Raw genomic sequence first — 12,374 nt, forward strand, 5'->3', positions numbered from 1 at the left:
CGGGGCCCCTCCGGCCGCTGCCCGTGCGGTATCACGAGTCACCCGAGGCGGGCCTGGCATAGCGCACCCTCCGGATACGGCCCGCCTCCGGCGGTAGAGCGGCATCGCACACTGAAGGCCTTGATCTGGCTGACGCCAACCTGCTCTGCAGGCCGGATTCCGTATCTGTCGGGCGGCCATGCACGCGCAGTAGCGTCGACCGACCTGTGCGAGGCAAGCGACTGGGAGCGCATGCGTGCGGTTCGACATCTTCTGCAGCCTGACTCAGGCGCAGCCTGGCGGGATCCTGCCTCCGCATGCGGTGGTTCTGCGCAACTTCCTCGAACAAGCTCGGGTCGCGGACGGGTTGGGGTTCGACGCGGTATGGGTGGCCGGCAGTCATTTCAGCAGCGAGCTGCAAAGGTCGCACCGGCGACCGGTGATTCCGCACTGGCGGGGAGAGGTGGGGCTGAACACGGACTTCTGCCAGCTCGCGGGTCAGATCCTGGCCCGGACGGAACGGATCGAGGTGGGGTCCGCGATCATGAACATCGTTGGTCAGGGTGGGCCTCTGGCCGCCGCCGAGCGGGTCGCAGCGCTCCTCGGCTGGCACGGGCTCGATCCGGCGGAGAGGCGGCGGATCCGTGTCGGGTTCGCCGGGGGGCGCTTCGACTACATCAACCGGCTCAGTGGGATCGGCCCGCGCGCCGAGTGGGAGCGGGAGGCATGGCCGCAGGTGCGCTCGGCCGTCGCCGCGGAGGCGGCCGAGATCTTCGTACGGCTGCTGGCCGGCGAGGCCCTCGCCAGTGACGATGTCCCCGAGGCGGAGCTGCGGCCCGAGCACTTTGGTGACCTGGACGCGTACCGGCGGGCATGGAAGGCGAAGGGGCCGGTGGGAGAGCGCATCGTGGTGCCCCGCCAGTGGGAGTTCGAACCCGTCAGGGCGGTACCGGAGATCGCCCGCCCGGAGCTTCTCGAACTCGTTCTGGGATCGCAGGACCACGCCCTGCAGGCGCGGCTGAACCGCTTCCGTCCGGTGAAGGTGTTCAACCTCAGCATCACCCCGCCCGCGGTCATCGAGGCGACTCACGCGCGCATGGAACGGGCGTACCACCCGGCGGGCGGACCCTGGCGGCGCGAGTACATGCCCCGCACCGTGTTCGTGTTCCTTCAGGACGAGCCCGGCCGGTCCGCAGGCGACAACCGGGCGGCCGCGCGCGCGGACGCCGAGATGCGGCTGGCAGCCTACTGGCAGGCGCTGGAGGGCACACTGAGCCCCGCTCGCATCGCGGCGGCGGCCGACAACGCGCTGATCGGAACCGCCGCCGACATCGCCGAGCAGATCACCAGCCGCTTCCAACCCGAGGACCGGCTCATGCTCTGGTTCGACTTCTTCACCCATGACAGCCAGCGGGTCTGTGCGCAGATGGAATCGTTCATGACCCGCGTAGTGCCGCGCCTCCCGCAGCACTACGGCAACCCGGGAGGGCTCAGTGCAAGGACTCCTGCCCGCCCGGCCGGAACGCCGGGACCTGTGGCAGCAGCGCGTCCCGCGCCCTGAGTCGGTACGTCTGGCGAGGTCACGGCGAGTAGACCCGGACGGCATGGTCCGCGGCCTGTACGGTCCATCCGTCACCATGCCGGGCCAGTACCTCCCCCGGCTCCGCCCGCGTGCCGCTCCCCGACTCCTGAAGGTGGCCGATCTGAACCCGGAGCCCGTCGACGCAGGCCGCTGCACGGGGCCCGAGCACGTTGAGGGCCGCCACCTTGCGCTGCAGCATGCGTGCCGGTTCGGTGAAGTCGATGAGCTGCTCGGCATCGGTGAACGGCGGCGTGTGAGACGCCTGGTCCGCGTTCTGCACGATGCCGGGGTCGCCCGCCACCGCGCGCTCGGCCCCTTCCTCCAAGACCTGGGCCATCAAGTCGACCGAGGCCGAACGCAGTGCGACGGCGCTCAGTTCGGTGGGCAGGGGCGCCTCACGGACGCTCAGCACGGGGCCGGTGTCGAAGTCCTCCGCGGTCCGGTGCAAGGTCGCCCCGATCGTGGACGCCCCCTCGTAGACGAGCCGGAACGGGTTCGGACCGCGCCCCGCCGGCAGGGCCGAGGGGTGCAAGTTGAGCGCCCCGTGGCGGGGAACGGCCAGTAGCTGGGGCGGAATCCTGCGCGGGAACGCGGCCGAGATCACCAGATCGGGTGCCAGAGCGGCGGCCACCGGGGCGGCGACGGTAGCCAGGGACCCGGTCACCAGAACATGGGATTGCCTCGGCAGATCGAGCACAAAAGGATTCGCTCGCCTGCCGTAACGCAGGCCCGCCCCCGCCGGGGGCGTCACCACCAGCACCAGCTGATGACCATGCCGCTCCGCCCAATCCGCCACCAGGCGGTACCCGGTCATCAAGGCGCTCAACACAACGACACGTAACGGCTGGAGATTCACCCGCCACATGCTAGCCAGCTACTCAGGCCTATATCTCACCGTCGCCGTCCCACGGCATTCCAGTGCCTGAAGGCGGTGCGCTGGTAGCCGGTACGGTCCTCCACCGCGACCGGCAGCGCGGACACCGCGACACCGATCGGGAGGACCTGCGGCACCGTGCGCTCCTCGGTGGCGTGCGCGGTGGTGGCAGGCAGGGACAGGACAAGGACCTCGGCCGCGACCGGGGCCCGCATCATGATCATCACGAGCCGGTTGCATCCGCTGCAACTCGGCCAGGGACAACCCCGCAGGGGCCGGTTCACCCGCCCGGGGCGCACGGTTCACCGGCGAAACGCCACTGCACACCTGTGGTGTGTCCCCGGACGCGGAGCAAACCCACCACCCGTGGCAACCCGCAGCCCACGCGCCGAAGGCGCGCAGCGGTCCGCGAGGAGCACCTCCCGCGCCCCCTCAGCCGGTGGTTTCACCGTGTGAGGACGATGAAGGCCGTGGCGGCACCACTAGCTTCGGGTGTGCTGGCGGCCCGGGGAGGCCGCAGGCACCCACCACAGAGGGGAAAACTGCACATGACCATGAGCAAGAGGACCCGCGCAGCCGTGTGGACCAGCGTCGCTCTCGGCCTCCTGGCTGGCGGAACCTGGGCGGGGACAGCGGTGGCCGCACCGCCCGGCTCCGCGAAGGTGACCGCCCCCTACGCGCAGGCCGCGGCCGTGGTCAACGCCAACGGCAGCGTCAACCGGTCCAAGGGCGTCGAGGCCGTCACCAAGCCCGCGGCAGGCCATTACTGCGTCGAGCTGGAGGACAAGGACCTCGACATCCGCAAGCTCGTCCCGACCGCCACCCTGCAGTACATCAGCTTCGAATACGACGTCCGGATCTCGATGTGGCCGCACCCCTCGTGCGGGACCCGCACCGACACCTTCCTCGTCATCACCGGCAAGCCCGGCGTCTACGAAGACGCCTCCTTCTCCATCGTCGTCCCCTAACCCCCTCCCCGGGCCACGCGCCGGCACGACGGGTTCCCTGCACAGTGCCGGCACGCGGCCCATCCCCCGCACCCGAAACCGTGGCCAGGACTATCCGGCCGCCAGCCCCGCCCCGTCCCGCGGCCGCTCAGCCGGCGGCCGCGGCCGGCCCCTGACCGGAACGTCCTACACCGTCACCTACAGGCGCAGCCGCTGAAAGCGCAGCCGGTGGCGGTGGATGCCGCCGTAGTCGATGGCCCGGTCGGCGCTGACCTCGGCGACCAGGGCGGGGTGGACGAGGGTGGTGTCCAGGACGTCGCGGCTCCCCCACGTCGCCGAGAAGCGCACGCCCTCCCACAGGTGCCCGGCCGCGGCCGCGGTGAGATGATCGGCGACCTGCCGGGCCGCGTCCGGGCACAGCGGTACGGTGCGGCCGACCGCGCGCAGCCAGCCGTCCTGGTTGTGCCGGCCGAGGACGGGAAGCTGCGGACGGGTCAGGGTGCCGGTGATCGCGCCGACGATGATCTCCGTGGTGTCCCGCCTCCTGATCTTGGTCCACCCCCGGTACCCGGGCAGGTAGCGGCCGTTCAGGGGCTTGAGCAGGATCCCCTCCACCCCGGACACGTCCGTCCAGGGCTCCAGCCACTCCCGCGCCTTGGCCAGGTCCGTCGTCTGCGGGCAGGGCGTCCACGGGGACGTCAGGGCGTACTCGGAGAACAGCCCTTCCAGCAGGGTGCGCCACTCGGCGTACGGGCCAGTGAGGAGCTCTTGGCCGTCCTCCTGCATGACGCCGAAGGCGATGAAGAACGCTGGGCTCTTCGCGGCGAGCGCGATGGCGGTGCGGCCGTGGGCTGGAGGGCTTCGAAGGACAGCCGGCCGGCTGCGGTGTCCCAGACGATGAGCTCGCCGTCGAGGACCAGGACGTCCGGCGGCTGCGACCAAGTCGGGGAATCGGTCTTGGACGAGGGAGCCGCGCCGGGTCTGCAGGAGCAGCCGGCCGCCGGGGCCGGCGGGGGTGAAGAGGGTCGCGCGGTGGCCGTCGAACTTCTGCTCCGCCGCGAAGCCGCTCGCCAGGACGCCGGAGCCGGGGACGTACCCGGCGGCCTGGGCGAGCATCGGCGCGAAGGGCGGGGTGAGAACCACTCGGGGATGGCCTCTTGCACCGCCTGCTCCGGGCCTGGCACCCGACAGCCTCCCCCAGCCAGGCATGTATGGCGCGTGGATACGGCCAGAGGGCCCTGCCCAGTCAGGCTCCGGGGTGGGCCGGCTGCCGCTGTGACTCCACAAGCCGGGACGCGGCACTTCTGGCAGAGCGGATTCCCACCAACCTCATATCGGCAGCATGTTCGATGGCTTCTCTGCACCACCGTCGAACCTTTGGTTCACGAGCGATGGCGCCCTGGACAGTGCGGTACCGGCATCGGAGGGATCGTCCCCGCCAGCCTCATCACCAGCGGTGGTGATGTCTGGTCTGCTGCTCCGGTCGGAAGTTTGTCTCCATGCGGAGGGTTTCATGGCGGATTTTCCTGGTGTTTCGACCTCGTCCATCACAACGGATTCCTGGGAGCCGTTCGTCGAGGAGGGCCGGGAGATGGGGCAGGTCCACTTCCTGGTGCAGAAGGAAGGCGGGCTGATGGCGGGGCTGTGGAGGACCGACGCCGAGATCGGCGCGGAGATCCCCTACAACGTCACGGGTTCCGACACGTTCCACGTCCTGCAGGGGGAAGCGGAGCTGGAGACCTCCGACGGCAAGAAGATCAACCTCATCGCCGGGGGCATCTACTCCTTCCCGGACGGGTTCAGCGCGACCTGGCGCACCCGCTCGCCCTTCGTGAAGTTCTTCGTCATCGCCTGACCACGGGCCGCGGCGAACGGCCGGCGCCATCGACGCCGAGCGGACCGCCACGGCAACCGGCCGGCCCGAACACCCCGGAAGAGCGGCGCGCGGCCGCCGTCACCGACCAACGACGGGCGACGGTTTGAACCTCGCCCCGGAAGACCGAAGGGAACCAAGAGTGAGCAAGGGAGAGTCTCGTCCGGATGCCGTGATCATCGGTGGTGGATTCGCCGGTGTGACGGCCGCGCGTGAGCTGACCATGCGCGGACGCCGCACGGTGCTGGTCGAATCGCGTGACCGGCTGGGCGGCCGGACCTACACGAAGGACCACGACGGGCACCCGATGGAGTTCGGCGGCACCTGGGTGCATCCGCTGCAGCCGAACGTGTGGGCGGAGATCCAGCGCTACGGCCTCGAAACCGAGCCGCTGCCGGTCATGGAAGGGCTGCGGCAGGCCGTCGTGTCCGGCGGACGTGTCGTGGACCTCTCCGACGACGACGTCGCCCGCGCCATGGAACTGCTCGACCAGTTCTGCTCGCCCGGCAGAACCCTGTTCCCAGAGCCCTACACGGAAGCCTGGGGCCCGGACCCACAAGGCATCGGCGACCGGTCGTTCCGCGAACAGCTGGCGACCGTGAAGGCCGATCCGGTGCTGTACGACTGGCTGGAAGCGATGTGCTGCGCGGTCGCGCTCGGCCCGCTCGACAAGTCCGCGGTCACCGAGTACCTGCGCACTTACGCCCTGTCGGGGTGGAGCGCCGAGCAGGCATCGGCCGCCCTGACGGCTACGAAGCTCGTGAAGGGCACGCGCGAGCTGATCGACGGCATCGCCGGGCAGGCCACGCTCGCCGACATCCGCCTCAACTCGCACGTCACTCGTGTCGTCCAGAGCGACGGCGAGGTACGCGTCGAGCTCGCCGACGGTGACACGATCACCGCGCCCACGGCTGTGATCGCGCTGCCGATGAACGTCCTGAACAGCGTGGAGTTCGAGCCCCGCCTGTCCGACACCAAGCGGAGGGCCGCTGACGAGCGGCACGCTGGCGCCGGCCGCAAGAGCATCGTCAAGGTCAAGGGCGACATCGGGAACGTGAGCGTGCTCGCCCCGGAGGCTTACGCGGTCAACTGGGTGGTCACCTACGCGCAGGGGGGCCCGGAAGGCACCTGGGTGGTCGCGTTCTCCAGCAACCCGGACCGCCTGCCCATGTCCGCCTTCGACGACACCGCCGGCATGCAGGAAGCCCTGCAGCCGCTGCTGCCCGGCGTCGAGGTCGAATCCATCGTCGGATGGGACTGGTCCAACGACCCGCTCTCCCTGGGCACCTGGTGCATCTACCGGCCCGGACAGCTCGCCGGCATCCTGCCCGACCTGCGCACCACCGAAGGACGGCTGTTCTTCGCGGGCGCCGACTCGGCCATCGGGTGGCGTTCCTTCATCGACGGGGCGATCCAGAGCGGCTACCACACCGCCCGTCACATCGACGACTACCTGAACAACGGCAGCCGGTAGGCCAGACCGCCGCTGGATCCCGACCCTCTCGGACCTGGGCCGCGCCGCCCAGGTCCGAGGGGGCGAGTCACGGGACGGGAGGCGTGCTGCCGCTCCCACCGGGACCGGCAGGCTGGTCACGGCGTTCCCGGCCCCGCTGGACCGCGTTGGCCAGGAGCCGGGCCGCCACGCCGAGCAGCAGTAGATTCAGCGTGATCTGCCCCGTGGTCAGCAGCCGGGCGTTCTCGCTGCGCGCGGTGATGTCGCCGAACCCGACCGTGCTGAACACGGTCATCGCGAAGTACAGCGCGTCGGTGCGCGAGAGAGGTTCGCTGAAGCTGCCCGGCGCGGTGTGCTCCAGCAGGAAGCAGGCGGTGGCGTAGAGCAGGACGAACAGCGGCACGGTGATCGCCATGGCCTCCATGGCTTTCAGCCCGGGCCGCGGAGCGAGTGTGATCTGGTAGATCTGCCAGGCCAGGAGCCCCACCACAGCCGCGATGCCACCGAGGAGCGCAAGGACGGTGGTGGCCGTGAAGGCCGAGTCCATGGGCAGCAGGTAGTAGGCGGTCACGAGGAGTACCGCCGTTACCAGCGAACGCACCGAGGCGAGTAGTACCTGCCGGCGGTGACGACCCGAGTTACCGTTCACGACTCCACCCCGACCGCAGCGCATGCCCTGCGCCCAACCTCCCCGGTGAGACGGGCAATGCGCGGCAGGCACGCCATGAGGTCACCGACTTGGCCGCTCGCGCGTCCGCGATGGCATTTGCCGCAACAAGGAGAAGGGGCCACACGGGTGGTCGGGAGCGGAACCCGTAAGGGCGCACGGCGCCGCCAACCGGGTCCGGGGCGATCAGCGTTCGAGCATGAGGGCGGTATGTACGGCCGCTTCCTCCCGAGGAGTGGGTGATGACCGCTTCCGGCTCCGGCCACGAACCCGCCTCGACCAGCGGGTGGGACGCTCGCCTGTACTGGCGGTGGATCGGCTACAACACGCTCGCTTTTCTCACCGTGCTGACCGTCGGGTTCCTGCTGATCCTGCTGGGCAACGACGTCCTCCACATGAACCTGGCCAGCCGTAACGTGATCCTCGCGCTCCTGATCGCGACCCTGGGTGCCGCACTGTTCGGTGGAGTCCTGGGAGCCCTGCAATGGCTCGTCGTCAAGGAGCGGGTCCCCGTACCGCGCAAGGTGTGGGTCACCTCCAACGTCGGTCCGGCGCTGCTCGCATGGCTTCTGGTGATCATGCCCGCCGTGATCAGCGCGCAGGGCTCCCACCAGACGGTCTCGACGGCCTACCTGCTGGCCGCCAGCCAGAGCCTGGCCCTGGGACCCCTGCTCGGCCTGTCCCAGTCACTGGTCCTCCGCAAGGTCACCACACGCTGGAAATGGTGGATCGGGGCAAACCTCGCCTCCTGGCTCATCGTCGACGCCCTCATCTACCTGCTGTCACGATGGGCCGCCGATCTCAATGTGCTCACCGGTGACGGGTCGCTGGTCGAGGTCTACCTGACCCTGATCGCCACCACACCCCTGACCGGCAGGGCCCTGCTGTGGGTACTGGCCCCCACGGCCCTGACCGCCGCCCGTTGACGCCGGACCACGCACAAGAGGGCCACCACCCCTTCACGGGCGGCCCTCGCACCTGACGTGCCTGACCTACGGGGCGGGGGCGAACCCCACCTCCGTGTCGCCACAGCCGGCCGCGATGTCGTACAACCGGCCCTGCTCCGACTCATCCACCGCGAGCCCCCACCGGAGCTTCGTTGCCGTCCACTCGGCGCCGTACCGGCCTTCCCGCCGTTGCCCTGGGCACCTGGTTCGCTCGCACCGGACCCTCCCGTACCCGGGTCACCCCCGCCGAACGTGCCGCCGGAACCTGCGCTGCCGGCGCCCCAGAGCGAGACCGTGACCTCCCCGGATCCGATCCACGACCATCGGCCGGGCTTGTCGAACACCTTCTCGTGTACGACCTCGGCCGCCTGGACCGACCCGGCCACGCCAAGCGGCACTAGTGAGCCGGTGACGGCCACGGCAACGGCCCGGGCCGTCCGGCGCCCGGGACGTACAGCGTTGAAACCGGCCGAGGTGAACGGCTTCACGGCCGCAGCCAGCACAGCGGCCGGCATCGAAAGGATCTTCATGCCGGGACGAACGGCCTCCGCAGAAACCAGGGCACGCCCTCGCGAAGGTCAGTTCACCAGCACGGCCAGGCCGCCATGCCCTCGGGTCCCGTGTCGGAAGGCGCGGGATGAGACCGGCAAGAAGAGCCTCGCGGACAGCGACGGCCGACGTGATCGAACTTCGGTGACACTAATCTGCGGCGGTGCGGTACGGGCTGCCGCTGCCCTGCGATGGCCAACTTTGAGGGATCGGCCACGCGAACTGGCTCTCGATAAAGCGGTAATCGGAGAATCGGACATATGGCGTGAATGTTAAAAGCCTTCATTCGGAGGGTACTTCTCACGCTGTGTATGTCGCCGGCCCGGTCTCGGCCGGTCGCCTGCCCGCTGCCGGCCCATGCTGTGGAGCAGACATCTCCGGATGTGGGACAAGAGCGTCCCACCTACCTCAGGGAGTGTCATGTTCACCCTCGCACTAAATTCGCCGCTGCCGGATCAGGCCCGCGGCTTCAGGCTCAGTGCCGCGTTCGTGGCAGGGGCTGTCATTCCCGTGGGCGATACACCCCAGGGAATCGCCCTCACGCCCGACGGTGCCCGCGCCTATGTGGCCAATCGCGACTCGAACACAGTGAGTGTGATCGACACCGCCACCGACACCGTCACGGACACCATCCCCACGAACGCCGGGCCGACTTTCGTGGCGATCACCCCGGACGGGACGCGCGCTTACGTGACCTTCTCCGGTGCCGCCCTTGTCAGTGTCATCGACACCACGACAAACTCCGTCATCACAGACATCGTGGTAAGCGATCCCACGACCGTCGCGGCGATCACCCCCGACGGGACCCGCGTCTATGTGACCGTCGGCTTCTCCACCGTCAGCGTGATCGACACCGCCACCAACACGGTCACCGAGAGCATCACCGTGGGCGACGCGCCGACCGGCGTGGTCATCACCCCGGACGGCACCCGCGCCTACGTAGCCAACCAGGTCCCGGGCACGGTGAGCGTGATCGACACCGCCACCAACACGCTCACCGACACCATCAGCGTGGGCAGCTTCCCCATCCTGCTGGCTGTCACCCCGGACGGTACCCGCGTCTACGTCACGGTCGTCGGCGACTCCGCTCTCAGTGTGATCGACACGGCCACCAACACCGTCACTGCCTCGATCGGCGTCAGTGCCCAGCCGCGGGTGCCGGCGGTCAGCCCGGACGGCTCCCACGTGTACGTACCGAACGCCGAACCGGACACAGTGAGCGTGATCGACACCGCCACCAACACCGTCGTGGAGAACATCGGTGTGGGAGACGGCCCCACCGACATCGTGTTCTTTCCCGACGGGACGCACGCGTACGTGACCAATACGCTCGCGGGCACCGTCGGTGTCCTGGCAACGACCGTGATCCCCGACCACGGATCCACCGGGGGCGGGACCCCAGTGACAGTCACCGGCCACAATCTGGCCAACGCCACCGCCGTGCACTTCGGCACCGCCCAGGCCGTCATCACCGCCAACACCGCGACCTCGATCACTGTCACCGCCCCCGCCGGATCCGGTGCCGTTCCCGTGACGGTCACCACCGCCGGCGGCACCGGAACCCTGGGAACCTTCTACTACACGCCGCCCCCCGCTCTCACCGGCATCAGCCCCGCCGCGGGCCCTGTCGCAGGCAGCGACCAGGAGATCGTCATCACCGGCCGCAACCTCGCCGGGACCATCAATGTGTTCCTCGGTGCCACCCGAGCCGTCATCCAAACCGTCTCCGACACACGGATCACCGTCAGGGCCGCCGGTGCCCCGGCGCCGGGCGGCGTCGCCGTCACCGTGATCACCCCCGGCGGGACCACCGACGGCCTGTCCTACACCTACCTCGACCCGTCCACCGTCACCGGCGTCAGCCCCAACACGGGACCGGCCACCGGCGGCACCGAGGTGACCATCACCGGCACCGGCCTGGCCGACACCGACCAGGTCACCTTCAACGGAACGCCAGCCACCTTCGCGGTCATCTCCGACACCACCCTGACCGCCACCACCCCGCCCAGCGGCACCGACGGCACCGTCAACGTCACCATCACAGGCCCCGGCGGCACCCCTTCAGGAACCTTCACCTACGTCACTGGGCCCGACGTCTGACCTGCGTATCACGACACCACCGGCCGCACCCCGCGCCCTTGGCAGGCTCGGCGGCCTTCCGGTGGGTGCCGGCTGCAGCTGCAGCCGGCACCGGTCGGCCGGGAGCGGCCCCGGCCGGGAACCGACCAGCAGACCCGCCTCCCGCTCCAGCAGAACATTCCCGACCATCGACACCATCTGGCTGTGCACCGCCGGACGCACCTTCAGCTGTTCCAGGGCGCTGGCCCGGTCACCGAGATTGAGGTCACGAGGGAACCCTCAAACCCCAGGTCAACGGCCCCCACGAACGCTTCGCGTCCACACTCGCCGGCGGCGCCCACGGATCAACGGCTCCCACCGGCGGCGCGGCAGGCGCAGCGAGGACGCCGCCGGGAGCGACAGGCGAAGCGGCGGCGCCGCCGGTGGGGGCGGTACCCGGAGCGAGGGCAGGTACGGGGCCGCGGGGCGGGGACCCGGGCAGCGCCCGGCCCCGGAGCGGGAGCAGCCGACGCGGGCACAGCCGCGGCAGGCGCGACGGGTGCGGGCGTGGTCGGGGTCGGGGTCGGTGCGGGTGCGGGTGCGGGTGCCTGGGCGGCTGGGCGGCTGCCGTCGTGATGGCGGCGAGGATCCAGGCCACGTCGATGCCGTTGGCATCCAGGCTTCCCATCGCGGCCGCGATGTCCGGCCACGCCGGGGACGCCAGGATCGGCTCAGCGGCCGAGACCTGACAGCCCGTCGCCCAGGACGCTTGCGCCCAGGAGGAGCAGCACGATGACCGTGATCACGGTGCTGTTGTCGACCATGAAGCGTTTGACGCCGCCCAGGAAGGACGCGGCGCGCGCTCCTCCGACGAGTTGGACGCCGACGGCGCCGATCACCGTGCAGGAGGCGATGAGTACGAAGACGGCGACTGCCACGATGAGGCCGACATCGTGGGCCCCGGCCTCGACGATCGACGTGGCGGCCGAAGCCGTCAGGATGAGGTTCTTGGGATTGGCGCCCGATAGCAACGCCCCGAGGAGCAGCGCCCGTCCGGCCGTGGCGTCGTCGAGCGAGGCCATCCAGCGTGGCGGCTCTGCCCGCTCACCGGCGCGCGGGCGCTTCCACCACCTGCGCGCTCCCAGGCCGATGAGGGCTCCTCCGGCCAGTACGCGGCCCCAGTCCGCGATCGCCGACGACGTGCTGTCGGGGTCGTCGGCCCCGCCGAAGAGCAGTGAGACGAGCGTCGCCGAGACCGTGAGGCCGAAGATCCACCCGGTCGCGAACAGCAGGCCATTGCGGCGGCCCTGCGCGCCGGACAGGATCAGGACGATGGCGATCAGGGGGAAGGGACTGAGCGCGACCGCCAACGCGGCGGGCAGCACGGCCCCGATCGCCTGGCTGAGCGCTCGTTCCCCTTTCAGTCATGCGGTCGGGTCGGCGGG

At 70.0% G+C, this 12,374-nt stretch carries 11 protein-coding genes; 6 read left to right on the forward strand and 5 right to left on the reverse strand.

Annotation, left to right across the window (positions count from 1 at the left end):
• Positions 1-235 precede the first annotated feature (235 nt).
• The gene (locus EES41_RS00465) at positions 236-1,540 is read left to right on the forward strand and encodes an LLM class flavin-dependent oxidoreductase (protein ID WP_123074617.1); all 1,305 of its coding nucleotides are present in this window, start codon (positions 236-238) and stop codon (positions 1,538-1,540) included.
• A gap of 19 nt (positions 1,541-1,559) precedes the next feature.
• Here EES41_RS00465 and EES41_RS00470 read toward each other — a convergent pair whose 3' ends face one another.
• Both EES41_RS00470 and EES41_RS00475 read right to left on the reverse strand, forming a co-directional pair.
• Positions 1,560-2,417, reverse strand: coding sequence for a methionyl-tRNA formyltransferase (locus EES41_RS00470; RefSeq protein ID WP_164495661.1), 858 nt, complete (start codon positions 2,415-2,417; stop codon positions 1,560-1,562).
• 35 nt (positions 2,418-2,452) lie between these two features.
• Complete coding sequence (locus EES41_RS00475; RefSeq protein WP_123074621.1) at positions 2,453-2,659, reverse strand: hypothetical protein; 207 nt, start codon at positions 2,657-2,659, stop codon at positions 2,453-2,455.
• 330 nt (positions 2,660-2,989) lie between these two features.
• Between EES41_RS00475 and EES41_RS00480 the strand changes: the two genes are divergently transcribed.
• A complete protein-coding gene (locus tag EES41_RS00480) occupies positions 2,990-3,403 on the forward strand; it encodes a hypothetical protein (RefSeq protein WP_164495662.1) in 414 nt (137 codons plus the stop codon).
• A 177-nt stretch (positions 3,404-3,580) separates the two neighbouring features.
• Here EES41_RS00480 and EES41_RS00485 read toward each other — a convergent pair whose 3' ends face one another.
• Positions 3,581-4,525, reverse strand: a complete 945-nt coding sequence (locus EES41_RS00485) for an ATP-dependent DNA ligase (protein WP_254211237.1) — start codon at positions 4,523-4,525, stop codon at positions 3,581-3,583.
• Between the two features lie 370 nt (positions 4,526-4,895).
• Between EES41_RS00485 and EES41_RS00490 the strand changes: the two genes are divergently transcribed.
• Positions 4,896-5,237: a cupin domain-containing protein gene (locus tag EES41_RS00490; protein WP_164495663.1), complete on the forward strand. Its 342-nt coding sequence runs from the start codon at positions 4,896-4,898 to the stop codon at positions 5,235-5,237.
• 160 nt (positions 5,238-5,397) lie between these two features.
• Positions 5,398-6,729, forward strand: coding sequence for an NAD(P)/FAD-dependent oxidoreductase (locus EES41_RS00495; RefSeq protein ID WP_164495664.1), 1,332 nt, complete (start codon positions 5,398-5,400; stop codon positions 6,727-6,729).
• Positions 6,730-6,796: 67 nt separating this feature from the next.
• Here the strand turns inward: EES41_RS00495 and EES41_RS00500 are convergent, their stop codons facing one another.
• Positions 6,797-7,309 (reverse strand): potassium channel family protein, encoded by a 513-nt coding sequence (locus tag EES41_RS00500; protein WP_254211238.1) that lies wholly within the window; start codon positions 7,307-7,309, stop codon positions 6,797-6,799.
• Positions 7,310-7,617: 308 nt separating this feature from the next.
• Between EES41_RS00500 and EES41_RS00505 the strand changes: the two genes are divergently transcribed.
• Positions 7,618-8,301 (forward strand): hypothetical protein, encoded by a 684-nt coding sequence (locus EES41_RS00505; RefSeq protein WP_123074635.1) that lies wholly within the window; start codon positions 7,618-7,620, stop codon positions 8,299-8,301.
• Positions 8,302-9,291: 990 nt separating this feature from the next.
• A complete protein-coding gene (locus tag EES41_RS00510) occupies positions 9,292-10,971 on the forward strand; it encodes an IPT/TIG domain-containing protein (protein WP_123074637.1) in 1,680 nt (559 codons plus the stop codon).
• 689 nt (positions 10,972-11,660) lie between these two features.
• Here the strand turns inward: EES41_RS00510 and EES41_RS00520 are convergent.
• Entirely contained in the window at positions 11,661-12,314 is a 654-nt protein-coding gene (locus tag EES41_RS00520; protein ID WP_164495665.1) for a GAP family protein, read from the reverse strand.
• Positions 12,315-12,374: the final 60 nt, after the last annotated feature.

This window comes from Streptomyces sp. ADI95-16, assembly GCF_003721495.1.
In the GTDB taxonomy this organism is placed as follows: domain Bacteria; phylum Actinomycetota; class Actinomycetes; order Streptomycetales; family Streptomycetaceae; genus Streptomyces; species Streptomyces goshikiensis.